We start from the raw sequence: 24,828 nt of genomic DNA, 5'->3' as shown, positions 1-24,828 counted from the left end.
TTTAGTCCATGAAAAGGGATTAGCGATGCTCCGGAATAGTGACGCTTTCTCGTAAAAAAGCCGTGTTTCACCACGGCTCACTTGATTACAAATAATTAATTTAATGTAATCAGGTGGCGCAGACTATATCACTGAAGCACAGCGCTAACAAATACCACAGCGATGCCCGCGTGGATTATCGTCAACTGGCGAGACGTCCCACCTGCTGGTGAGCGATCTCACGCGCTCTGGTGTCAACGGCCAGCACATCCTCAATACTCTGCGGCTCTTGCGTATCGACCTGCTCCAGCACCGCCAGATTCAGGGCTGCAATATCCGTAAAGCGGATCTGTGAGGCTAAAAACGCAGCTACTGCGATTTCATTCGCCGCATTCAGTGCCGTCGTTAACGCCTGCCCTTGCTCGAACGCGTCCATTGCCAGCCTCAGGCACGGATAGCGATCGTAATCGGGCGCGGCGAACGTTAACTGACTCAGCTTACAGAAATCCAGCGGCTTCACGCCGGACGCTATACGGGCAGGCCAGCCCATTGTATGGGCGATCGGCGTACGCATGTCCGGCTCGCCTAACTGAGCCAGCACGCTACCATCACGGTAACGCACCATCGAATGGATCACGGACTGCGGATGGATCAATACTTCCATCTGCAGCGCTGAGGCGTTAAACAACCAGCGAGCTTCAATGTATTCCAGACCTTTGTTCATCATGGTGGCCGAATCGACGGAGATTTTACGTCCCATCGACCAGTTCGGATGACGGCAGGCTTGATCTGGCGTCATTGATGCCAGTTCTGCGATCGCAGTCTCCCGAAACGGCCCACCTGAACCGGTGAGCAGAATCGACGACACGCCGTTCTGCTCGAGATCAGCGTATCCCAGGTTGTGTTGAATTGTTTCCGGTAAACTCTGAAAAATAGCATTATGTTCGCTATCAACTGGTAGCAATTGAGCATTACTTTGCTTAACGGCGTCCATAAACAGCCGCCCGCAGGTGACCAGCGACTCTTTATTTGCCAGCAGTACCGTTTTACCGGCGCGGATTGCGGCAAGCGTGGGCACCAGACCAGCGGCACCGACAATGGCGGCCATCACCTGATCAACCTCGTTTAGCGAGGCCATGTCGCTTGCTGCCTGCTGGCCGCTGAGTACCCCGGTACGGCTACCGTGCTCGCGCAGGATCGCTTTTAGTGACTGCGCACTCTGCTCGTCATCCATCACGGCGTAGCGAGGAGAGAACTCCAGACACTGGTGCGCCATGCGCTCAACATTTTTGCCGGCCACCAGGGCGGTGACAGAGAAGACATCAGGATTGTGGCGAACTACGTCAAGCGTGCTGCATCCGATAGAGCCGGTCGAACCCAGAACGGTTAATTGCTTCATGAGGCGTCCAGAAGAGAGGTAAGACTATCACCGCGCCGCATCCTGTGACGCAGCGTATAAAAACAAAACGCCGCCAGCGAAGCCCAAAAGCCTCCTGTACGGCGTTTACAGTAGTACGGCAGATTAGAACTGCATCAGTTCCGCTTCTTTCTCTGCCAGCGCCGCGTCCACTTTCTTGATCGCGGCATCAGTCATTTTCTGCACGTCGTCCTGAGAACGACGATCGTCATCTTCGCTGATTTCTTTTTCTTTCAGCAGCGCTTTTACTTTATCGTTAGCGTCACGACGCACGTTACGCACGGCAACGCGAGCCTGCTCGGCCTCACCACGAACGATTTTGGTCAAATCACGACGACGTTCTTCGGTCAGCGGCGGCAGCGGAACGCGGATGTCGCTACCCGCTGAACTTGGGTTCAGACCGAGATCAGACGCCATAATCGCTTTTTCAACTGCCGCACTCAGGGTACGGTCAAACACGTTGATTTTCAGGGTACGGGAGTCTTCTACGGTAACGCTGGCCAACTGACGCAGCGGGGTTGGCGCACCATAATATTCAACAACGATGCCGTCCAGCAGGCTTGGAGAAGCACGGCCAGTACGAATTTTGCTGATTTGATTTTTGAATGCTTCAACGCATTTGTCCATGCGTACTTCAGCATCTTTTCTGATATCGCTAATCACGTTACGAATCCTTGAAAACTTGTCTCAGACAGACCAGACGGTAGCACGCCGCCGAGCGGGTGTGCTAAGTATAGTCCTGTTTATTGTATGCCACCGGGTAAGTAACCTGGTAATTAAAGCGGAATCTTACCCGGAATTGACCGCGACGGAAATTATTCCGTGATCAATGTGCCTTCTTTTTCGCCCATAACCACACGGCGCAGTGCGCCAGGTTTGTTCATGTTGAAGACACGAATCGGCAATTTGTGGTCACGAGCGAGCGTAAACGCAGCCAAATCCATCACTTTCAGTTCTTTATCCAGCACTTCGCTATAGGACAGCTGATCGTACATCGTCGCTGACGGATCTTTTGCCGGGTCGGCGGTAAACACGCCATCGACTTTGGTAGCCTTCAGCACTACATCCGCTTCAATTTCGATACCACGCAGGCAGGCTGCGGAGTCAGTGGTAAAGAAAGGATTGCCGGTACCCGCAGAGAGGATCACCACGCGGTTATTACGCAGCAGGCTAATCGCCTCCGCCCAGCTGTAATTGTCACACACGCCGTTCAGCGGGATCGCTGACATCAGGCGGGCGTTCACATAGGCGCGATGGAGCGCGTCGCGCATGGCAAGACCGTTCATCACCGTCGCCAGCATGCCCATGTGGTCGCCCACAACGCGGTTCATACCTGCTTTCGCCAGACCCGCACCACGGAACAGGTTACCGCCGCCAATCACCACACCAACCTGAATACCCAGCTCAACCAGTTCTTTGATTTCCTGAGCCATACGATCGAGGATGCTTGCGTCAATACCGAAGCCTTCCGAACCCTGCAGAGCTTCGCCACTTAACTTAAGCAGAATGCGTTTGTAGACGGGTTTTGCATTGGTAGCCATGTTTCTTTCCTGAGACTGTCAACGGGTGAAATGAATAAATTCTGGCGACATTGTACGTCGCATTTCAGCGCTATCCCTATAGGGTTTGGCTGATTTTACAAGACGGGTACAAAAAGAAGCCGCCCTCAGGCGGCTACTTGTAAAATTAAGACTGCTTGGACATGGCAGCAACTTCCGCTGCGAAGTCAGTCTCAACTTTTTCGATGCCTTCACCCACTTCAAAGCGGATGAAGCCCGTTACGTCAGCATTGTGCTCTTTCAGCAGCTGACCAACGGTTTTGCTCGGGTCCATCACGAAAGGCTGACCGGTCAGAGACACTTCGCCGGTGAATTTCTTCATGCGGCCTTCAACCATTTTCTCTGCGATTTCTTTCGGTTTGCCAGACTGCATGGCGATATCCAGCTGTACCTGGTATTCTTTTTCTACCACTTCAGCAGACACGTCTTCCGGCTTAACGAATTCCGGCTTGCTCGCCGCAACGTGCATTGCCAGATGCTTAACCAGCTCTTCGTCTGCGCCAGTTGCCGCAACCAGAACACCGATGCGCGCGCCGTGCTGGTAAGAGCCCAGAACGTCGCCTTCCAGAGAAGAAACGCGACGAATGTTGATGTTTTCACCGATTTTAGCCACCAGCGCAACACGCTCTTCTTCAAACTGCGCCTTCAGCACTTCAACGTCAGTGATTTTGCCAGCAACAGCAGCGTCCAGTACTTTGTTAGCAAAGGCCTGGAAACCAGCATCTTTGGCAACGAAGTCAGTCTGGCAGTTAACTTCCAGAATGATGCCGTAGTTGCCGTCGATCTTAGTGATGATCACGCCGTCAGCGGCAACGTTGCCTGCTTTTTTCGCCGCTTTGATCGCACCAGATTTACGCATGTTTTCGATTGCCAGCTCAATGTCGCCGTTCGCTTCGGTCAGCGCTTTTTTGCAATCCATCATGCCTGCGCCAGTACGCTCGCGCAGCTCTTTTACCAGGGATGCGGTAATTTCAGCCATTCTAAAATCCTCGGGAGATGATATCTGCCCGGCCACAGACCGAACAGATGTAAAAGTGAAAAGGGGCCGCTAAGAGGCCCCTATTTATACACGGTACTAAATAAGGGTGTGCCTTATTATTCAGCTTCTACGAAGCTTTCTTCCGCCTGAGAAGCCAGATCCTGAGAGCGGCCTTCGCGAACGGTAGTCGCAACAGCGCTCAGGTACAGGGTAACAGCACGGATTGCATCGTCGTTACCCGGGATAACGAAGTCAACGCCGTCCGGATCGGAGTTGGTATCAACGATAGCAAATACCGGGATACCCAGGTTGTTTGCTTCTTTGATAGCAATGTGCTCGTGGTCAGCATCGATAACGAACAGAGCGTCCGGCAGACCGCCCATGTCTTTGATACCGCCCAGGCTGTTTTCCAGTTTATCCAGCTCACGGGTGCGCATCAGCGCTTCTTTCTTGGTCAGCTTCTCGAAAGTGCCGTCCTGAGACTGAGTTTCCAGGTCTTTCAGACGTTTGATGGACTGACGAACGGTTTTCCAGTTAGTCAGCATACCGCCCAACCAGCGATGGTTCACGAAGAACTGGTCGCAGCTGTTAGCAGCATCTTTCACCGCTTCGCTTGCAGCGCGTTTAGTACCAACGAAAAGGATTTTACCTTTGCGAGAGGCGATCTTGTTCAGCTCAGCCAGCGCGTCGTTGAACATCGGTACAGTCTGCTCAAGGTTGATGATGTGAACTTTGTTACGTGCGCCGAAGATGAAAGGCTTCATTTTCGGGTTCCAGTAACGGGTCTGGTGACCGAAGTGAACACCAGCTTTGAGCATGTCGCGCATGGAAACAGTTGCCATGATTTAAAACCTCTATATAAAGTTTGGGGTTAAGCCTCCACGCATCCCATATTACCGACCCCAAAGGGCACCCCGGAATATGTGCCGATACGTGTGTGTTGTTACACAAAGTGAGAGTTATCGCTTCAGTCCATTCTGTGTATTGCAAATGGAACGGAAGTCCGGCGCGCTTTATACCATAAATCCCCCCCAGACTCCAATAATTGTTAGCCACCGTCCTGCTGAATCATTCTCAATTTGGCAGGCTATGCCTCACGCTGTTAACATTGACATCACTAATACACAATTCTTGTCGAAATTTTCGACGCTACTGGACACCATCCATGGCTATCTCTATCAAGACATCCGAAGATATTGAAAAAATGCGCGTCGCCGGCCGCCTGGCCGCTGAAGTGCTGGAAATGATCGAACCTTACGTCAAACCGGGCGTGAGTACGGGTGAGCTGGACCGTATTTGCAACGACTACATCGTTAATGAGCAGAAAGCGGTCTCCGCCTGCCTGAACTATCACGGCTTCCCGAAATCAGTCTGTATCTCTATTAATGAAGTGGTCTGTCACGGTATCCCCGATGATGGCAAGCTGTTAAAAGATGGCGATGTCGTCAATATTGATGTCACCGTGATTAAAGATGAGTTTCACGGCGACACCTCGAAGATGTTTATTGTCGGCAAACCGACGATTCTTGGCGAGCGCCTGTGCCGGGTCACCCAGCAGAGCCTGTATCTGGCGCTGAAAATGGTCAAGCCGGGGATTAACCTGCGCGAAATCGGCGCGGCGATCCAGAAATTTGTCGAAGCTGAAGGTTTTTCCGTAGTACGCGAATACTGCGGGCACGGCATCGGTCGCGGCTTCCATGAAGAACCGCAGGTGCTGCATTATGATTCCAGAGAAACCGACGTGGTGCTCAAGCCGGGGATGACTTTTACCATCGAACCCATGGTCAATGCTGGTAAGAAAGAGATCCGCAGCATGAAAGACGGCTGGACGGTGAAAACCAAAGACCGGAGCTTGTCTGCGCAGTACGAGCATACTATTGTGGTTACCGAGAATGGCTGCGAAATTCTGACGCTGCGTAAGGATGACACCATCCCGGCGATTATTTCGCACGACGAATAAAACGAAGCCAGAAAACGTCGGCTTCAGATTGCTGACAAACGTTATACCGTGGGTAATACCTGGCGGCGCTTCGCTTGCACAGGCCTACGGATTGCGGATAACCTGTTGATATTGATATTTTTCGTAGGCCGGGTAAGGCGAAGCCGCCACCCGGCAAAACGCGACGCAATAGAAGACAGGTTTGTCATCGACCTTAAGCCGGCAAACGCCGGCTTTTTTAATGGTCATCATTTTTTCTTATAGGTGGCGCGACGATGAGTTACACCTTGCCTGAACAGTATGCGAATACGGCGCTTCCCACCCTTCCCGACCAGCCTGAGCATCCGGGTGCCTGGCCGGAAGAGAGGCTGGTGTGCGCAGAAATCAAATCCCGCATTGAGCACTTTCAGCACTGGCTGGGCAATGCCTTTGACAGCGGTATTTCTGCCGAGCAACTGATCGACGCCCGCACTGAATTTATCGATCAGCTCTTACAGCGCCTGTGGTTACACTATGGCTTTGGGCAGATCGGCGACGTCGCGCTGGTAGCGGTGGGCGGCTACGGTCGCGGCGAGCTGCATCCCCTTTCCGATATCGACCTGCTGATTTTAAGCCGCAAAAAACTGTCAGAGGGCCACGCACAGAAAATCGGCGAGCTGCTGACCCTGTTATGGGACGTCAAGCTTGAGGTGGGGCACAGCGTGCGTACGCTGGAAGAGTGCCTGCTCGAGGGGCTCTCTGACCTGACCGTCGCGACAAACTTGATTGAAACGCGCCTGTTGATTGGCGATGTCGCGCTTTTTCTCGAACTGCAAAAGCATATTTTCAGCGAAGGTTTCTGGCCCTCAGAGAAATTCTTCGCCGCCAAGGTGGAAGAACAGAACGTTCGTCACCAGCGCTACCACGGCACCAGCTACAATCTGGAGCCGGATATCAAAAGCAGTCCCGGCGGCCTGCGCGATATCCATACATTACAGTGGGTGGCACGCCGCCATTTTGGTGCGACGTCTCTGGATGAAATGGTCGGTTTCGGTTTTTTAACCCAGGCGGAGCGCACAGAACTTAACGAATGCCTGCACCTTTTGTGGCGAATTCGTTTCGCCCTGCATTTGGTGGTGACCCGTTATGATAACCGTCTGCTGTTTGACAGACAGCTTAGCGTTGCCCAGCGCCTGAACTATAGCGGTGAAGGCAACGAACCGGTTGAACGGATGATGAAAGACTTTTTCCGCGTCACCCGCCGGGTCGGCGAACTCAACCATATGCTGCTGCAACTGTTTGATGAAGCGATCCTCGCCCTGCCTGCCGATGAAAAACCGCGGCCAATTGACGATGAATTCCAGCTTCGTGGGACGTTGATTGATCTGCGCGACGACACGCTGTTTATCCGTGAGCCGGAAGCGATCCTGCGCATGTTTTACACCATGGTGCGTAACAGCGCGATCACCGGCATTTATTCAACCACGCTGCGCCACTTGCGCCACGCCCGCCGCCATCTGAAACAGCCGCTGTGCTATATCCCTGAAGCACGCACGCTATTTCTGAGTATGCTGCGTCATCCAGGTGCGGTAAGTCGCGGTTTACTGCCAATGCATCGCCATAGCGTGCTGTGGGCCTATATGCCGCAGTGGTCGCATATTGTTGGTCAAATGCAGTTTGATCTGTTCCACGCCTACACGGTGGATGAACACACCATCCGGGTGATGCTCAAACTGGAAAGTTTCGCCAAAGAGGAGACGCGCCAGCGTCATCCGCTGTGTGTCGATCTCTGGCCGCGCCTGAGCCATCCGGAGCTGATCCTGATTGCCGCCCTCTTTCACGACATCGCTAAAGGACGCGGTGGCGATCATTCCGTGCTCGGCGCACAGGACGTACTCACCTTTGCCGAGCTGCACGGGCTGAATTCGCGGGAAACGCAACTGGTCGCCTGGCTGGTACGCCACCACTTGTTGATGTCAGTGACCGCCCAGCGCCGTGATATCCAGGACCCCGAAGTGATTAAGCAGTTCGCGGAAGAAGTGCAAACGGAAAACCGCCTGCGCTTCCTCGTCTGCCTGACGGTGGCCGACATTTGTGCGACCAACGAAACGCTGTGGAATAGCTGGAAGCAGAGCCTGCTGCGTGAACTCTATTTCGCCACTGAAAAACAGCTCCGCCGGGGGATGCAAAACACGCCTGACATGCGCGAACGCGTGCGCCACCACCAGCTTCAGGCGCTGGCGCTGCTGCGCATGGACAATATTGATGAAGAAGCGCTGCATCATATCTGGTCCCGCTGTCGCGCCAACTATTTTGTGCGCCATAGCCCAAACCAGCTTGCCTGGCACGCCCGCCATTTGCTACAGCACGATCTCAGCAAACCGATGATCCTGCTTAGTCCGCAGGCAACGCGCGGCGGCACCGAGATCTTCATCTGGAGTCCGGACCGCCCGTATTTGTTTGCCGCCGTTTGTGCTGAGCTCGACAGGCGTAACCTCAGCGTTCACGACGCGCAGATTTTCACCACCCGTGATGATATGGCGATGGATACGTTTATCGTCCTTGAGCCAGATGGCAGCCCGCTCTCTGCCGACCGTCATGAGACCATTCGCTTTGGGCTGGAACAAGCGATTACTCAGCGCAGCTGGCAGCCGCCACAGCCGCGCCGCCAGCCCGCCAAATTACGCCACTTTACCGTCGAGACCGAGGCGAACTTTTTGCCCACCCACACCGATCGCAAATCATTTCTTGAACTCATCGCGCTGGACCAGCCTGGGCTGCTTGCCCGCGTCGGGCAAATTTTTGCCGATCTGGGAATTTCGCTGCACGGAGCCCGAATTACAACCATCGGCGAGCGAGTAGAAGATTTATTCATAATCGCGACAGCCGATCGGCGTGCGCTTAATAATGCGCTACAACTTGAGGTGCAACAACGGTTGACAGAGGCCCTCAATCCAAACGATAAAGGGTAGGTGTTTATTTATATGGAAAGAGTTTAACAATGCAGCAGTTACAGAACGTTATTGAAACCGCTTTTGAGCGCCGTGCCGATATTACGCCGGCAAATGTAGATACCGTGACCCGTGAAGCGGTTAATCAGGTGATTTCCCTGCTGGATTCCGGCGCGCTGCGCGTTGCTGAAAAAATCGATGGTCAGTGGATCACCCATCAGTGGTTGAAGAAAGCGGTACTGCTCTCTTTCCGTATTAACGATAATCAGGTTATCGACGGCGCGGAAAGTCGCTACTTCGATAAAGTACCGATGAAATTCGCTGATTACGATCAGGCGCGGTTCCAGAAAGAAGGCTTCCGCGTGGTACCGCCTGCCGCCGTGCGTCAGGGCGCGTTCATTGCCCGCAATACCGTGCTGATGCCGTCCTACGTTAACATCGGTGCCTACGTTGATGAAGGCACGATGGTCGATACCTGGGCGACCGTAGGCTCCTGTGCGCAGATCGGTAAAAACGTGCATCTGTCCGGCGGCGTTGGCATCGGCGGCGTGCTGGAGCCGCTCCAGGCGAATCCAACTATCATTGAAGACAACTGCTTTATCGGCGCACGCTCTGAGGTGGTTGAAGGTGTGATTGTGGAAGAAGGCTCGGTGATCTCCATGGGCGTTTACATCGGCCAGAGCACTCGCATCTATGACCGTGAAACGGGTGAGGTCCATTATGGCCGCGTGCCGGCAGGCTCGGTGGTTGTTTCCGGCAACCTGCCCTCGAAAGACGGCAAATACAGCCTGTACTGTGCCGTGATCGTGAAAAAAGTCGACGCGAAAACGCGCGGTAAAGTAGGTATTAACGAACTGCTGCGTACCATCGATTAATCTCAAAAGCCGGAGGCAGGATGCCGTCCGGCTAGCTTCCAACACCGTGGATTACACATGATTTCACGAAGAAAGCTGTTGTTGGGTGCCGCCGTGGGTCTGGCGGGTGGCACCAGCGTTGGCTACGCGCATTACTATGAACCATCGCGGTTTGAAGTGACACATCACCGCATCCGCTTTTTCCCGGCGTCTTCAACCGGAGCCCCCCTTAAGGTACTGTTTCTCACCGATCTACATTACTCCCGCTACGTTCCATTTTCGTTGATATCGCAGGCCATCGCACTGGGATTGGCGGAGAAACCCGATCTCATCCTGCTGGGCGGCGATTATGTCACCTTCGATATGCCGCTCGATTTCCCGGCGTACAGTAAAGTGCTGGCACCGCTCGCAGCCTACGCCCCCACCTTTGCCTGTTATGGCAATCATGACCGCCCGGTCGGAAAGCCGCGCAACGCCTGGATCACCAAAACGCTGACTGATGCAGGCATCACTATTTTGTTCAACACCGCAACGCTTTTGAATCTGCGGCAACGTCAATTCATGCTCTACGGCACAGGGGACTTATGGTGCCGACAATGCCATAGCGGCTTTATTCCACAGCATCGTGACGATGCGATCCCCCGGCTGGTGCTGGCGCATAATCCGGACAGTAAAGAGGTCCTGCGCAAATCCGCCTGGGATCTGATGCTATGTGGTCATACGCATGGTGGACAGATGCATATTCCTCTGGTCGGCGAGCCGATGGCTCCGGTGAAAGACAAACGTTATGTGGCCGGCCTGAACCCTTTCGGCGAGCGCCTAATCTATACTTCACGCGGTGTCGGTAACCTGTATGGCCTGCGGATTAATTGCCGCCCGGAAGTGACCATCCTGGAACTGGTTTAGTATTTGCGAAGAAAATCGCCGGCGCATATGACATGTGATGTACGCTCAACTTCTGAGGGAACGCTAAGATAAAACAGGTAATTTTGCCAAATTTACGCCATTATAAAAGTACCGAGGACGAGGCTTCCCTGCGACTCAACACCATAAGACATGATGTGCTAAATGCTAAGATAATTAAAACTCACCGATCTCTTTGAGGTACCGCTATGTACGACAATCTGAAAAGTCTGGGCATTACTAATCCTGATGAAATTGATCGTTACAGCCTCCGGCAGGAAGCCAACAACGACATTCTGAAAATCTACTTTCACAAGGACAAAGGCGAATTCTTCGCTAAAAGCGTGAAGTTCAAGTATCCGCGCCAGCGTAAAACGGTGGTCGCTGATGGTGTGGGTCAGGGTTATAAAGAGGTGCAGGAGATAAGCCCCAACCTGCGGTACGTTATCGACGAACTCGATCAGATCTGCCAGCGCGATCGCAGCGATGTCGATCTTAAGCGTAAGATCCTTGACGATCTGCGCCATCTGGAAAGCGTTGTTGCGAATAAAATTACCGAGATTGAGTCCGACCTTGAGAAACTAACGCGTAATAAATAAATCAGCGGGCCACAAACTGGCCCGTTATTATTTCTTTTAGATGATGCCTTTTCATCATTGATATCATCCTCTCATAGAGATATCTATTTTTAATATCGCCCTTTCTCATTTCATCTCATTTGCTATTTCCACACTATTAGCAAACCTTACTTCCTCCTGTATTTTCAGGCCATTATTCACAGGAGGAACACGAAATGACTCAGGAGATCACACAACGTTTTTATACCCTTCAGGCTGCGCCCTGGCTGGATAATGAAGGTTTTGAAAAAGGCAGATTACACGATCGTCAACCGCTTGGTTTTATATTACCCGCCAATACTCCTCTGCGTCTCCGCCAGCCGGATGTCGCGAAAGGAAAAGCCACCTTTCGCTTGCTATGCGACGATTCGCAGGTTGAAAAAAAAATTACCCTGAATAACAACTGGCAGACCATCAGCGCGACGGTAGATACCGTGCCCTTTGTAGATACCCTTTACACAAAGGAAAACGAGGAAATTACCGTCATTTATGAACTCCCGCCAACCACTAAACCGCTGCCGTACTGGAGCACTGGTCAATCCGAAAGTGACTTTTTCAGCTACTGGCAAAAAAATACCTCACCGTTTGCGCTGGTTGACACCAATGTTATCTGTTTTCTGCTCCCCTTAGCGGACCGGGATAACCTTTTAAAAACGGGTCTGTCGACCCTGGAGATGTATTATCACGATATTTTTAACGCTTACAATGACTGGGCCGGACTAAGCGACACCGCCGACTCGCTGCTGGATAAAAATGTACCAAATCGCTATTTTATTAAAGCCGATAAACATGGTGTGGGTGCTGCCTATTATTTGCCGTGGTGGTGCGCAGAAACGTCCTCAACCATAAGCGAAGGATGGATTGATAATATTACGACACAATGGACTATTCTTCATGAAATCGGCCACGGTTATCAGGGAAAGTTTATGAAAGATACCGAAATTCCCGTTGGTGAGGTATGGAATAATATTTATGCGGCTTATTTTCAGCAGAAAATATTAAGCAGTCATGATCGGCTTTACACCGACGGCTGGCTTTATAACTATGGGCAGCAACCGGATGAAGAACTGAAATTTATTAACAACGTTAAAAACCATCATCCTGTAGCACAATGGGGGGTCCGCACCCGTTTACTCTTCCTGATGATGATGTTATTCAAAGCGAAAACCGCAGCCTTTCGGGCGTTTAACCAGCAATACCGTGCGCTGGCGAATAGCGAGGGCTTCTTGCCAGGCGATCATCGCCTCTGTGATTTACTGGCTAATGCTATCGCCTCGGCATCGGGATATGACATGACACCGTTTATGACATTTTGCGGCCTCAAACCCGATACCTTAACCTGCGAAAAAGCGTCGGCTTATGCGGCAAAACCGGTCTGGCCATTATTCGATCTGCTGGCGGAAAAGGAATGGGAAAGCGCGCGCCAGTCCCTGAATCTGGACTCTTTTGTCTGGCTGGTCGATAACCAGCAACTTTCAGCCCTGAATAAAAAAGGCAGCGTAAGTTTTACGCTGAATATCGATTGTCCGGAACAAATTTATGGCAAAGTGCTCACCCTGCGCGACAATGACGGACACGCTTTCAGTATTAAGATCGTCGATAACCCACTGACGCTCAGCGATATTCCGATTGGTGTTTATCAGCTTGAGCTTCCTCTCGGTCGTTCACAGAAATATCGCGTTGATGCCACCTTTGTTACCGTCCGTGAAGGCATAAATGCCGTGACGGTTAACTATACTCTGCTCAGTGATACCGCCCTGCGTAATACAACGCTGCATTTTCTGGGCTATGACAACACGCCATTTGCCACGCTTTCTGTTGACTACCAACATCAGCGGCTTATTCTGGATATTTTCAGCGCCACCCCACACCTGTATTTTTCCAGCCAACGTTACGCCAGCGTGACGGTATATTCTGCCAGCGGCAAGCAATTGCTGAAGCGGGATATGAGCGGGACAAACTGTACTACCGGTAAGTTTGAGCTTCCCTTAACTGAAAACGATCACCTGGTCATATATCACGCCGAACCGGGCCGCCTGAAATGTTCTCCGGGATATCTCACGCTGATTGCGCCACAACCCAATCAGTTGCTACGCATTGATCGGCAAGGTCTGTATAACTTCGCGCTCAACAACAAACCAGAGGACGATCTTTACACCATTTTCATTCACGAGGCCGGGGCGTTCCGCCAACTGCCCGCACGGGAAAACAGGCCGCATTCAGCGCAAAAAAATGAATTCTGGTTAATGCTGCCGCATTTCTCGGACACGTTACGCGCCTCGCTGGTAAACGACTATCGCGATGTTCTGCCTGCTGATAACAGTACGCCTGGCGCACTCACCGGCAAACAGCTCACCGTGACGTTGCGCGGCCTCAACGATAACGAATTTTGCCAAATTACCATCGACAACGTGAAAAAGAACATGGTGGTCTATACGCGTCAGGGGCAACCGCATGCTTACTACACCGCGTCCTACGCCAGTATCATGGTCAAAAATAAAGCAGGAGAAGAGGTTTATTATCGCAGCTATCAGGGAGCAGAAAGTTATCGGGCAGAAACCGAAAATATTGCGCTTGAGGAAGGCTTTAGCATTGAGGTTTTTCATGACGAACCCTTCAGGCTGAGTGCGATTAACCTCACCCAGAATGCGCCGGTGAACGTGAAAAAAATGAACTGCTGGTATGTGGTTGCTGACGGACTACAGGAGCCGCTCTCACCGCAACCGTCCCAGGATGTCCCCCGTGATGACGCCAGGCTATACGGCGCACATTTTGTCTGGGATTTACTCGGTGATAACGATCACTGCTTTGCCAGCATGAATTTTGATATCGGCAATAAACAGTTTACCTTCAGTGCACATGCTGGCGTGCCGCATAAAGCGTTCAGCACCATTTATGCAACGGTGAATCTCTATAATACGCGAGGGTCGGTTATCGCTCGTCAGGCGATCAAAGGGACGGCCGGGCTGGGCGACTATGTGGATGTTGCTACGCTGGAGGAAGGCTACATTATTGAGGTCACTCATGCTGAAGCCGGACGCCGCTCGGTTATCGCTAACCCGCTCAACGGCGAGTCCTTTCCTCAGGCGCACAACGCCCGCTGGCGGGTAACGCCACTGGGAATAGAGCGTCTGTAAAACCGAACGCCCGTGCCAGCGCGGGCGTTTTTAGCGTTGCTCATCCAGCTGTAGCGCCACATACAACAGCAGCCTGTCATCGAAATTGCTCAGATCCAGTCCGGTCAGCTCCGAAATTCGATTCAGACGATATTCCAGCGTATTACGGTGAATGAACAGCGCTTTTGAGGTCGCCAGCGGCTGTACATTGTGGCGAAACCAGGCCTGTAATGTGCGACGCAGCAAGCCGTTATTATCCATCGCCTTAAGCCGGACCAGTGGGCGTGCCAGCTCATTGGCCTGCCAGCCGCCGCGCAAGCTGTCGAGCAGCACTGGCAACATTAAATCCTGATAAAAATAGCTGCGGCTCTCCGGCATCCGCTGTTTGCCAACCATTAGCGTGGTGCGCGCGGTGCGGTAAGAGCGGGCGATACTGCCCGGACCGGTAAAATAGTTGCCGAGCGCCACGCGAAAACGCAATTGTCCGTTCTCTTTCATTCGCGAAATAAGCTGCTCCACGCGCTTGCGGTGGTCTTCAGCATCCCAGCGGCCGAACTGATTGAGCGCCGGTTTGAGTACCACCATTTCGGTCAGCGAGACGATAGCGATGAGGTTATTACGTTCCGGTGTGGTCAATGCACTTTGAAGCTGCTGGAGTTCGGCCATGGCGCTGTCAACGCCCAATTGACCGCTGTCCACTTCCAGAACCGCGACCACGCGCGGCTGATTAAGATCGATGCCGAGACGCTGCGCCCATTCGGTTAACGCAGGCGTATGCTCTTCGGCCTGGATAAGATTCATCACCAGCTCTTCGCGCAGGCGGCTGTCCTGAGCCAGCAGATGCATCAGGCGGGATTGCTCCAGCATCATCTCTGCTGTCATACACACCAGCTCGCCGTATTTACGCAATGTCTCCGGCTCGCCCGTCAGACCGATAACGCCAACGATTTCCCCTTCCAGGCGCAGCGGCAGGTTGATCCCCTGACGTACGCCGTGTAAATGTCGCGCCACAGCGTCATCAATATCGACCACACGCCCCTGAGACAGTACCAACAGCGCACCTTCGTGCAATTCACCAATACGCTCCCGATCGCCGCTGCCAATGATCCGTCCACGGGCATCCATGACGTTGATATTGGTATCAATGATGCGCATCGTCCGCGCCACGATATCCTGTGCCATTTTGGTATCAAGATGCCAGCCAGCCATATTTCCTCCCGTAAGCAGTGCTCAAGCATAAGGAGAATACCAGGTTGCTGCATTGTGCAAATGCACAAAGCAAGGGAGAGAAGTATGGAGTTGTGGGAAGGGTCACAAATTAAGGGGAAAACGCCCTCCCCCAGCACGAGGAGGGCGGAAGAGTTTACTGCATCAGCAGGTAGATGGAGGTGTCACCACGCTGAATATTCAGCGCCAGCACGCCCGGTTTAGCGTCAAGGATCTTACGCAGCTCGGCAATATTTTTAACCGCCTGCTGGTTGGCACCCACGATCACGTCACCTTTTTTCAGGCCGATCTGTGCCGCTGGCGAATTTGCCTTCACCGTATTAACGACAACACCTTTGTCCTGGCCTTTATTGCTCATTTCAGCGCCTTCGATACCGCTGAAAATAGTGCTGGAATCAACCTGATTCTGACTGCTCTGCTGCAATTCCAGGCTTACGTTGACCGGTTTACCATCGCGCAGCAGGCCCAGCGTCACTTTGCTGCCGATCGGCATGGTGCCTACCTGGGCGCGCATCGCAGCGAAGCTGCTAATTGGCTTGCCGTTAAGTGACGTGATGACGTCACCGGCTTTAATGCCTGCTTTCGCCGCTGCCGAGTTTGGCATAACCTGGCTAACGAATGCCCCGCGCTGGGCATCAACTTTCATCGCTTTTGCCAGCTCGGAGTTCAGCTCCGTCCCCATGATGCCCAGTTCGCCACGCCGCACCTGACCGTATTCCACCATCTGCGCCGTCAGGCTTTTCACCATATTGCTCGGGATAGCAAAACCGATACCGATATTACCGCCGTCCGGAGCGAGGATCGCGGTGTTAATCCCAATCAGTTCCCCGTTGAGGTTCACCAGCGCGCCACCGGAGTTACCCCGGTTGATCGCTGCATCGGTCTGAATAAAGTTTTCATAATTTTCCGCATTCAGGCCGCTACGACCCAGCGCGGAGACAATCCCGGAGGTGACGGTTTCGCCGAGACCAAACGGGTTACCGATGGCGACCGTGTAATCTCCCACGCGTAGCGCATCGGAGTCAGCAATTTTAATGGCGGTCAGGTTTTTGGGGTCCTGAATCTGGATCAACGCAATGTCAGAGCGCGGATCTTTACCGACCATTTTCGCGTCCAGCTTACGACCGTCGCTTAACTGGACTTTAATAGTGGTGGCATTCTCCACCACATGGTTGTTGGTGACAACATAGCCTTTCGCGGCGTCAATGATCACCCCGGAACCCAGCGCCATGAATTTCTGCTGCTGGCCACCGCCATTCCCCCCCATTCCATCACCACCGCCCTGACAGAACGGTGAGCTCTGGAACGGCGAGCCTTCCTGGCAGAACGGTGAGTTATCACCAAAGAACTGCTGGAAGTTTTTTGGCATGCGTGGCGTATTAACGCTGGTGCTACCCTCGACGTTAATACTCACCACAGAAGGCATGACTTTTTCAAGCATGGGAGCAAGGCTGGGCATCTGCTGCGCGGTCGGTGCGAAAGAGGCCGTTTCCGCTGCGTTTACGGTCAGAGGCGATAACGCCAGACTTAAACTTAATGCCAGTGCGCTCATTGCTAATGTGGTTTTTTTCATCTTTTCCGTCTCAATATCAGATAACGCAAGTCGCTATGTGTGATGCTAAGATTCACTTTATAACGCTAAGTTCCGCAATTAAGTTACTGGAAAAAGTAAAAAATTATTGTCTGTCTTTACAAAACTTAGCGCTTATTCCACCGCCATCAAGCGGCGGTATTCATCCCAGGCATACAGATCGGTCATTCCGCTGATATAGTCCTGAATCAAACGGCAACGGTAATAATATTCCATCACCGGCAACGTGACAGGATCTGAAGGTAATTTATTTACCGCCTCCACATAAGCCAGACGATGGCGAGTCGACAATTTATTGAACAGGCGGGATTCGATGGGCAAACGACGCAGACGCTCTTTTTCTACCAGCTCACTAAAATCAGTTAAGGGTAATTGTAATAGCGGCTGATAAATTTCCAGCAGGCCGCGTATCACCCGGTAGCCCTGTAATTCCAGCTGTTCGACATCCGGGTGGCTAAATACGTGTCGGACCGCGACGCTTTTATACAATTCAAGAAGCTGACTGAACGCGCTGTCGTCTTCCAGTAACGCATGATTAAAGGTGCCGTCAAAAATCTGCGGCAGGTTTTCAATAAAACGCGAGGCCGCATACGGAACCAGTTTATTGAGCGTATTGACCCGCAAATACATAAAGAATTGATCTTCGGCGCTGCGACTCAGGGTGTTAGAGCGGGATTTATCCCAGGCGTTTTCAACCACCAGCGCAAACAGCGATCCTTTTTCATGCGTCCCCCAGGCATCGTGCAAATGCTGATATAACTGTTCAACGCTGAATATTCGCTTCTCCACAGCATCTTCCAGATCGGCAACGCAATAAGAGATATCATCCGCCGCTTCCATAATCCACGTTAGCGGAAAGCGACTAAACGGAGCCAGTTCCAGCTCCTGACGCAACCGTTCAATATAAGCTTCTTCAGAAAGATAGTAGCCCGGCTTTTTCATCAGATAATCATGCGATGCCGGAATGTCCTGCGCCCACCATGCCGGGCGGGTATATTTGAGAATACACCCTACCTGCGCCCAGGTCAGATTCATGCGCATTAGTGCCTGCACCAGGCGAATGCCCTGGGCGTTGCCTTCGAAATGACACAGATCCTGCCGCACTTTACGGCGCAGGTCGTTAAGTTCTTCCTCACCTTCGCGCAAACGCAACGCCACGACCTCACAACGGTCGTCGCTCAGCGGCTGGCTGGCGGCGTCTGAAGGGGCCAGGCGCTGACTAAACCAATCATTTATTGCCGCCTCGCCAAAATGACCAAACGGCGGATTGCCGATGTCGTGCATCAGGCAGGCCATCTCCACAATGCTCTCGAACGGCCCGGTAAGTTCATCAAGCCCGTAGGTTTCCAGCAGACGCTGCTCTTTAAGGCGACTCAGGACTTCTTTGGCGATATAGCGTCCGACCTGCTGAACCTCCATTGAGTGCGTAAGCCGGGTGCGCACCGCCGCGTTGCGCTCCAGGGGAAATACCTGAGTTTTCTGCTGCAAACGCCGGATGGCGGGTGAGTTAATAATGCGCCCGCGATCGCTTTCAAAAATACGCAGGATCTCATGCTCCGTTTTCACCCCGGTGGGCGAACGATAGCGGCGATGCCAGTTAATTTTTCTACGGAAATCGATGTGTGCCATATTCTCTCCCGCGCGAGAAATGCGCTTCCCCTTACCCGCATGATAGACTATGCCTTTAAACCTGACACATCGCGAGTAAATCAATGAAAATTGGCATTATTGGTGCAATGGAAGAAGAAGTTACGCTGCTGCGTGACAAAATCGTTAATCGCCAGACCCTGAAGTCCGGCGGATGCGAGATTTATACCGGACAGCTCCACGGCATTGATGTTGCGCTGCTGCGATCGGGTATCGGTAAAGTTGCTGCGGCGCTGGGCACCACCCTGCTGCTGGAGCATGGCAAACCTGACGTAATTATTAATACCGGCTCGGCAGGCGGTCTGGCCTCAACCCTGAAAGTCGGTGATATCGTGGTGTCTGACGAGGTGCGCTATCACGATGCCGACGTCACCGCGTTTGGCTATGAGTACGGCCAGCTTCCGGGCTGCCCGGCAGGTTTTCAGGCCGATCCTAAACTGATTGACGCCGCTGAGGCCTGCATTGCTGAACTCAACCTCAACGCCGTTCGCGGATTAATTGTCAGCGGCGATGCGTTTATCAACGGCTCAGTATCACTGGCAAAAATTCGTCATCAGTTCCCGCAAGCTATTGCCGTTGAGATGGAAGCGACCGCCATTGCCCACGTCTGCCACAACTTCGGCACCCCGTTTGTGGTGGTGCGCGCTATCTCCGACGTGGCGGATCAGCAATCTCACCTGAGTTTTGATGAGTTTCTGGTGGTGGCGGCGAAACAGTCCACCCTGATGGTGGAAACGCTGGTGCAGAAGCTGGCGCGTGGCTAGGTTCCTGCTCCGTGCAGCAGCATTGCTGCTGGTATTTCCGGCGTGGCTTTGTGCCGCGCCGCGAGTGATTACGCTCTCACCGGCCAATACCGAGTTGGCATTTGCCGCCGGCATTGTTCCCGTGGGCGTCAGCAGCTACTCAGACTATCCGCCTGAGGCTGCCGGGATTGAACAGGTCTCGACCTGGCAGGGGATGAACCTGGAGCGCATTGTCGCGCTGAAGCCGGACGTGGTCCTCGCCTGGCGCGGCGGCAACGCCGAGCGCCAGGTCAATCAGCTTACCGCCCTGGGCATTCGCGTTGTCTGGGTAGAAAGTAACAGCATCGAACACATCGCCGACGCGCTGCGGCAGTTAGCAGACTGGAGTCCTGCGCCGGACAAAGCCCGTCAGGCAGCGCAGTCGCTGCTTGATGAGTATCAGACGCTCAAATCACGTTATGCTCAGCAGCCTAAAAAGCGAGTCTTTTTGCAGTTTGGCATGACGCCATTGTTCACCAGTAATAAAAGCTCCATTCAGAACCAGGTGCTGGAAACCTGTGGCGGAGAAAATATCTTTGCTGACAGCCGCGTTCCGTGGCCACAGGTCAGCCGTGAACAGGTGCTGGCGCGCCAGCCACAGGTGATTATCGTCGCCGGCGATGCGGGCGTTACTCCGAAAATCACTCAGTTCTGGCAGAATCAGCTTACTATCCCGGTCATTTCCCTCAACGGTGACTGGTTTGAGCGCGCAAGCCCGCGTATTATCCTCGCGGCAAAACAACTCTGCGACGCGCTCTCACAGGTAAAATAAGCATGCTGGTCTACTGGCTTGATATCGTTGGCACTGCCGTATTCGCCATCTCCGGCGTTCTGCTGGCAGGAAAATTACGTATGGACCCGTTTGGCGTGCTGGTGCTCGGCGTGGTCACTGCGGTGGGCGGCGGGACCATTCGCGACATGGCACTGGCGCACGGCCCGGTGTTCTGGGTGAAAGATCCCACCGATCTGGTCGTCGCCATGATCACCAGTATGTTAACCATCCTGCTGGTTCGTCAGCCGCGCCGTCTGCCGAAATGGGTATTGCCAGTGCTGGATGCCGTGGGCCTGGCGGTATTTGTGGGTATTGGCGTCAACAAAGCTTTTCTGGCGGAAACCGGGCCACTGGTAGCCGTATGCATGGGCGTGCTGACCGGGGTGGGCGGCGGCATCATTCGCGACGTGCTGGCGCGAGAAATTCCGATGATCTTACGCACCGAAATCTACGCTACCGCCTGTATTGTCGGCGGCATCGTTCACGCCACGGCGTTTTATACGTTCGCCGTGCCGCTGGAAAGCGCCAGTATGATGGGGATGGTGGTCACGCTGGTGATCCGTCTTGCCGCGATCCGCTGGCATTTGAAACTGCCGACGTTTGCGCTGGATTAATACCCGACCCTGACGGGCCGGGTCTGCGTTTATTTCGCCGGGACCGCTGCTGCTGAACAGTCCTTGCTGACGAAGGTCTGGACAGAAGTCATATCTGTGGACACCTTCTTACCTGACGCATCAATATTGAGATTAGTCGTCGTGATAACTTCGGTATCGCTTTTTTTAACCACAACGATATGGGTATCAATTTTTCCTTCAGGCTTTTCGCATTTCAGGTCGGTAACCAGTTTTGTATCCGTATTTTCCAGTATCTTAGAGTGACAGCCATCTTTTGATTGTTCCTGGCCTGCTGTGGTTAATTTGTATTGCTTAACCATAGCAGGAGTAACACAAATAAGGCCTGACTTAGGCTGACCCGTCACCTGCATCGACCATTCACCGGGTTGGATATCTAAAGCTGATGCGGACTGAATTCCCGCCATAGTAAAAAGAGAGATAGCAATCAATGCTAAATTTTTCATCAATTTATCCTTAAGTTAATAGTTAACTTTCCATGTTATTAGCCTGAAGCGCGGTGTCTGGCATGTATTGCCGGACACCGTTATCTCACCGTCTCTGACGGACGATGTAGAAGAGATTATACGCTGAACGACGACCCGCACCCGCAGGTGCTTTTCGCGTTCGGATTGGTGACGATAAAGCGAGAGCCTTCCAGCCCTTCGGTGTAATCCACCGAACCACCGACCAAATACTGCAAACTCATTGGATCGACCACCAGGCCCACGCCCTGTTTTTCAATGGTCATATCGCCATCATTGATCTGATCGTCAAAGGTAAAACCATACTGGAACCCGCTGCAACCACCACCGGTGATATAAACGCGCAGTTTCAGATTTGGGTTATCTTCATCGGCAATCAGGTTTTTTACTTTGCTGGCTGCTGCATCGGTAAATTGCAGGGGCAGCGCTACGTCATCACTCATTTTTTGCTCCCAACGACATTGGTAATTGGGCAAATAATAACCCAACCATGATGGGCATTATCTAATACCCTGGTAATTCGTTCAAGTATTCTCGCCCACAGGCCGCACGGACTGCTCCGCCTCCTGCTTTGCCAGCGTGCGCGCAAGGATGGTGGAATAAAGCGGTTTTCCGCCGACAAACTGGGCTAATAGTGTTGCGCCAAGGCAGGTAATAATCATTGGCAAAATGAGCTGATAATTATCGGTCATCTCCAGCACCAGCACGGTGCCGGTTAACGGTGCACGCACCGAGGCGGCCAGCAGCGCCCCCATGCCGGCAATGGCAAAGGTCCCGGCATCCAGATGATATGCCGGAAAAATATCGGCGGCAGCCATACCGAATGCCGTTCCCAGCAGCGTGCCCAGCGCAAGCATCGGGGCAAAAATACCGCCGGGCGCGCCGGAACAAAAGCACAGCAGCGTGGTGACCACGCGGGTGATAAAAATCACCAGTAGCAGGCCAACCGTGTAATGGCCTGCCATCGCCAGCGGGATCAGTGAAAATCCGCCGCCCGTCGCCTCGGGGTCGATCAGGCCAATCAGACCGCACATGCCGCCAATCAATCCGCCCAGCAGCACCCATTTTTTGATATTACCGCCGTGGATGCGCGCAAAAAGATCCTGGGTACGCAGCACCAGCGTATTAAACAACGGACCCACCAGGCCAAAAATCACTCCCAGTATCAAATACAGCCATAGCGTATTGACCGGCGCATTACTTAGCTTACCGACTTCAATCACTGCGCCTTCGCCGTTAAACAGGCGAAAGACGATGCTCGACATGATCACTCCCGTAAACACCGCTTTAATGGAGATCAGGCTATAGCGAAACTGTGGACGCATTTCTTCGAGAATAAACAGAATCCCGGCCAGCGGGGCATTGAAGGCGGCGGAAAGCCCCGCAGCGGCACCGGTTGCCAGCAACGTATGACGCGCTTCGCCGCTGCGCAGGCGGAAAATATCCAGCACCATCCGGCCAATATTGCCGCCGAGCTGCACGGTCGGCCCTTCGCGTCCCAGTACCATACCGGCACCCAGTGTGCCCATCCCGCCGATGAACTTGACCGGCAACACGCGCCACCAGCGCACCGGGCGAAGTTCTTCCAGCGCGCCTTCGATTTCCGGAATGCCCGATCCGCCCGCTTCCGGCGCAAACCGCCGCACCAGAAAATAGCCCACCATCGCCAGCAGCGCTGAGGTGACAAACGCCAGCGGCCAGATCCAGTAGCCCTGATGGGCGGTGCCGGCAAGCATCTCCACGCGTAATGCCTGCACGCCATCGACGGCTTTTTCAAATGCGACGCCCACCAGCCCGGCAAGAATGCCGACCAGCGCCGCCAGCAGTAAAATAGCCAGCGGCGTTTTATCCCGCTGAAGCAACTGGCGAATCTGTTTGCCGCGCCTTAAGCGGCCGCCAGGCAGGTTGGTCAAAGACGTGTTTTCAATATTCATGCTTAATCATTGATGGGTAAAAACGCATTCCGGAACGGCATTGTACTCATCCATTTGCCAAAAATCCCTCATAAAAAATGTTGTTTCAATCGGGCAAAACTTTCATAACCTTCCTGGAATACTTTAGAATGGTGGTGATGACTTTTCGATAAACCAGGAACCCAGCCATGAGTAAGTCCGAAAACCTCTACAGCGCCGCACGCCAGGTGATCCCCGGCGGAGTAAACTCCCCCGTTCGTGCCTTTACCGGCGTCGGCGGCACGCCGCTGTTCGTTGAACGTGCAGACGGCGCTTACCTGTATGACGTCGATGGCAAAGCCTATATCGATTATGTCGGTTCCTGGGGGCCGATGGTACTGGGGCATAATCATCCGGCGATCCGGAATGCAGTCATTGAAGCCACAGAGCGCGGGCTAAGCTTTGGCGCGCCGACCGAAATGGAAGTGACCATGGCCGAGCTGGTGACCGAACTGGTACCGACCATGGATATGGTGCGGATGGTGAACTCCGGTACTGAGGCCACCATGAGCGCCATTCGTCTGGCGCGTGGCTTTACCGGCCGCGATAAAATCATCAAATTTGAAGGCTGCTATCACGGTCATGCGGATTGCCTGTTGGTGAAAGCCGGTTCTGGCGCATTGACCCTCGGTCAGCCGAACTCGCCCGGCGTTCCTGCCGATTTTGCGAAACATACCCTCACCTGCACGTATAACGATCTGGCATCCGTGCGCGAGGCGTTTGAGCAGTATCCGCAGGATATCGCCTGTATTATCGTCGAACCGGTAGCAGGTAATATGAACTGCGTCCCGCCGCTGCCGGAGTTCCTGCCAGGACTGCGTTCCCTGTGCGATGAGTTTGGCGCACTGCTGATCATCGACGAAGTGATGACGGGCTTTCGCGTAGCGCTGGCGGGTGCACAGGCGCATTACAATGTGGTCCCCGACCTGACCTGCCTTGGCAAGATCATCGGTGGCGGGATGCCGGTCGGTGCGTTCGGTGGACGTCGTGACGTAATGGATGCGCTGGCCCCGACCGGGCCGGTTTATCAGGCGGGTACGCTCTCCGGCAACCCGATCGCGATGGCTGCCGGTTATGCCTGTCTGAGCGAAGTCGCAAAACCAGGTGTTCACGCCACGCTTGATGCGCTGACAACCCAATTAGCCAGCGGCCTGCTGAATGCCGCCCAGGAAACGGGCATTCCACTGGTGGTCAACCATGTCGGCGGGATGTTTGGTATTTTCTTCACCGATGCCAACACCGTTACCTGCTATCAGGACGTGGTGGCCTGCGATGTCGAACGCTTTAAGCGTTTCTTCCATCTGATGCTGGAAGAAGGTATCTATCTGGCACCGTCGGCGTTTGAAGCGGGCTTTATGTCGGTCGCGCACAGCGAAGACGATATCAATAACACCATAGATGCCGCCCGTCGGGTGTTTGCGAAGCTGTGAGATGTAATGCCTGATTACGCGCGCCGACTGCCCCCTCT

The 24,828-nt window shown here is 53.3% G+C and carries 23 protein-coding genes; 10 read left to right on the top strand and 13 right to left on the bottom strand.

The window, feature by feature from the left end:
• Positions 1-181: 181 nt before the first annotated feature.
• The 5 genes from ispC to rpsB form a co-directional block, all read right to left on the bottom strand.
• On the bottom strand, positions 182-1,378 hold the full coding sequence (gene ispC, locus CHU32_RS17080) for a 1-deoxy-D-xylulose-5-phosphate reductoisomerase (RefSeq protein ID WP_103678250.1): 1,197 nt from the start codon (positions 1,376-1,378) through the stop codon (positions 182-184).
• Between the two features lie 123 nt (positions 1,379-1,501).
• A complete protein-coding gene (gene frr, locus CHU32_RS17075; RefSeq protein ID WP_103678249.1) occupies positions 1,502-2,059 on the bottom strand; it encodes a ribosome recycling factor in 558 nt (185 codons plus the stop codon).
• Between the two features lie 152 nt (positions 2,060-2,211).
• Positions 2,212-2,937, bottom strand: coding sequence for a UMP kinase (gene pyrH / locus CHU32_RS17070; protein WP_008501910.1), 726 nt, complete (start codon positions 2,935-2,937; stop codon positions 2,212-2,214).
• A 145-nt stretch (positions 2,938-3,082) separates the two neighbouring features.
• On the bottom strand, positions 3,083-3,934 hold the full coding sequence (gene tsf, locus CHU32_RS17065) for a translation elongation factor Ts (protein ID WP_103678248.1): 852 nt from the start codon (positions 3,932-3,934) through the stop codon (positions 3,083-3,085).
• Positions 3,935-4,050: 116 nt separating this feature from the next.
• The gene (gene rpsB / locus CHU32_RS17060; RefSeq protein WP_103678247.1) at positions 4,051-4,776 is read right to left on the bottom strand and encodes a 30S ribosomal protein S2; all 726 of its coding nucleotides are present in this window, start codon (positions 4,774-4,776) and stop codon (positions 4,051-4,053) included.
• Positions 4,777-5,099: 323 nt separating this feature from the next.
• Here rpsB and map point away from each other — a divergent pair, with 323 nt between their 5' ends.
• Positions 5,100-5,894 carry a type I methionyl aminopeptidase gene (gene map / locus CHU32_RS17055; protein ID WP_103678246.1) on the top strand — a complete coding sequence of 265 codons (795 nt, stop codon included), beginning with the start codon at positions 5,100-5,102 and terminating at the stop codon, positions 5,892-5,894.
• Positions 5,895-5,978: 84 nt separating this feature from the next.
• Here map and CHU32_RS28270 read toward each other — a convergent pair whose 3' ends face one another.
• Entirely contained in the window at positions 5,979-6,125 is a 147-nt protein-coding gene (locus tag CHU32_RS28270; RefSeq protein WP_176691707.1) for a hypothetical protein, read from the bottom strand.
• 23 nt (positions 6,126-6,148) lie between these two features.
• Between CHU32_RS28270 and glnD the strand changes: the two genes are divergently transcribed.
• The 5 genes from glnD to CHU32_RS17030 all read left to right on the top strand — a co-directional run bounded on the left by glnD (position 6,149) and on the right by CHU32_RS17030 (position 14,314).
• A complete protein-coding gene (glnD, locus tag CHU32_RS17050) occupies positions 6,149-8,824 on the top strand; it encodes a bifunctional uridylyltransferase/uridylyl-removing protein GlnD (protein WP_103678245.1) in 2,676 nt (891 codons plus the stop codon).
• Between the two features lie 29 nt (positions 8,825-8,853).
• Complete coding sequence (dapD, locus tag CHU32_RS17045) at positions 8,854-9,678, top strand: 2,3,4,5-tetrahydropyridine-2,6-dicarboxylate N-succinyltransferase (protein WP_103678244.1); 825 nt, start codon at positions 8,854-8,856, stop codon at positions 9,676-9,678.
• Between the two features lie 57 nt (positions 9,679-9,735).
• Positions 9,736-10,563: a phosphodiesterase YaeI gene (gene yaeI, locus CHU32_RS17040; RefSeq protein ID WP_103678243.1), complete on the top strand. Its 828-nt coding sequence runs from the start codon at positions 9,736-9,738 to the stop codon at positions 10,561-10,563.
• 206 nt (positions 10,564-10,769) lie between these two features.
• Positions 10,770-11,159, top strand: coding sequence for a DUF3461 family protein (locus tag CHU32_RS17035; RefSeq protein WP_103678242.1), 390 nt, complete (start codon positions 10,770-10,772; stop codon positions 11,157-11,159).
• A 194-nt stretch (positions 11,160-11,353) separates the two neighbouring features.
• The gene (locus CHU32_RS17030) at positions 11,354-14,314 is read left to right on the top strand and encodes a putative mucin/carbohydrate-binding domain-containing protein (protein WP_103678241.1); all 2,961 of its coding nucleotides are present in this window, start codon (positions 11,354-11,356) and stop codon (positions 14,312-14,314) included.
• Between the two features lie 30 nt (positions 14,315-14,344).
• On the opposite strand, the gene cdaR is transcribed toward CHU32_RS17030, so the two are convergent.
• The 3 genes from cdaR to dgt form a co-directional block, all read right to left on the bottom strand.
• A complete protein-coding gene (gene cdaR, locus CHU32_RS17025) occupies positions 14,345-15,502 on the bottom strand; it encodes a DNA-binding transcriptional regulator CdaR (protein WP_103678240.1) in 1,158 nt (385 codons plus the stop codon).
• A 154-nt stretch (positions 15,503-15,656) separates the two neighbouring features.
• Positions 15,657-17,093, bottom strand: a complete 1,437-nt coding sequence (gene degP, locus CHU32_RS17020; RefSeq protein WP_103678239.1) for a serine endoprotease DegP — start codon at positions 17,091-17,093, stop codon at positions 15,657-15,659.
• 132 nt (positions 17,094-17,225) lie between these two features.
• Positions 17,226-18,740: a dGTPase gene (dgt, locus tag CHU32_RS17015; RefSeq protein WP_103678238.1), complete on the bottom strand. Its 1,515-nt coding sequence runs from the start codon at positions 18,738-18,740 to the stop codon at positions 17,226-17,228.
• A gap of 83 nt (positions 18,741-18,823) precedes the next feature.
• Here dgt and mtnN point away from each other — a divergent pair, with 83 nt between their 5' ends.
• Genes mtnN through CHU32_RS17000 form a run of 3 tightly spaced genes read left to right on the top strand, consistent with a single transcriptional unit; the run spans position 18,824 to position 20,926 of the window.
• Positions 18,824-19,522 (top strand): 5'-methylthioadenosine/S-adenosylhomocysteine nucleosidase, encoded by a 699-nt coding sequence (mtnN, locus tag CHU32_RS17010; protein WP_103678237.1) that lies wholly within the window; start codon positions 18,824-18,826, stop codon positions 19,520-19,522.
• Positions 19,515-20,312, top strand: coding sequence for a vitamin B12 ABC transporter substrate-binding protein BtuF (gene btuF, locus CHU32_RS17005; protein ID WP_103678236.1), 798 nt, complete (start codon positions 19,515-19,517; stop codon positions 20,310-20,312). Before mtnN ends, btuF begins: the two co-directional genes overlap by 8 nt.
• Positions 20,313-20,314: 2 nt before the next feature.
• The gene (locus CHU32_RS17000) at positions 20,315-20,926 is read left to right on the top strand and encodes a TRIC cation channel family protein (protein WP_103678235.1); all 612 of its coding nucleotides are present in this window, start codon (positions 20,315-20,317) and stop codon (positions 20,924-20,926) included.
• A gap of 29 nt (positions 20,927-20,955) precedes the next feature.
• Here the strand turns inward: CHU32_RS17000 and CHU32_RS16995 are convergent, their stop codons facing one another.
• The 4 genes from CHU32_RS16995 to clcA form a co-directional block, all read right to left on the bottom strand.
• Positions 20,956-21,390 (bottom strand): DUF3617 domain-containing protein, encoded by a 435-nt coding sequence (locus CHU32_RS16995; RefSeq protein WP_103678234.1) that lies wholly within the window; start codon positions 21,388-21,390, stop codon positions 20,956-20,958.
• Positions 21,391-21,506: 116 nt separating this feature from the next.
• On the bottom strand, positions 21,507-21,851 hold the full coding sequence (gene erpA, locus CHU32_RS16990; protein WP_097162931.1) for an iron-sulfur cluster insertion protein ErpA: 345 nt from the start codon (positions 21,849-21,851) through the stop codon (positions 21,507-21,509).
• On the bottom strand, positions 21,844-21,900 hold the full coding sequence (locus CHU32_RS28945) for a hypothetical protein (protein ID WP_369522147.1): 57 nt from the start codon (positions 21,898-21,900) through the stop codon (positions 21,844-21,846). Before CHU32_RS28945 ends, erpA begins: the two co-directional genes overlap by 8 nt.
• A 32-nt stretch (positions 21,901-21,932) precedes the next feature.
• The gene (clcA, locus tag CHU32_RS16985) at positions 21,933-23,342 is read right to left on the bottom strand and encodes a H(+)/Cl(-) exchange transporter ClcA (protein WP_103678233.1); all 1,410 of its coding nucleotides are present in this window, start codon (positions 23,340-23,342) and stop codon (positions 21,933-21,935) included.
• 167 nt (positions 23,343-23,509) lie between these two features.
• Here clcA and hemL point away from each other — a divergent pair, with 167 nt between their 5' ends.
• The gene (gene hemL, locus CHU32_RS16980) at positions 23,510-24,790 is read left to right on the top strand and encodes a glutamate-1-semialdehyde 2,1-aminomutase (RefSeq protein WP_103678232.1); all 1,281 of its coding nucleotides are present in this window, start codon (positions 23,510-23,512) and stop codon (positions 24,788-24,790) included.
• Positions 24,791-24,828 lie beyond the last annotated feature (38 nt).

The organism is Superficieibacter electus (assembly GCF_002915575.1).
GTDB classification, from domain to species: Bacteria; Pseudomonadota; Gammaproteobacteria; order Enterobacterales; family Enterobacteriaceae; genus Superficieibacter; species Superficieibacter electus.
The sequence above is the reverse complement of the archived record's forward strand: the minus strand, read 5'-3'. Positions and strand labels throughout refer to the sequence as shown.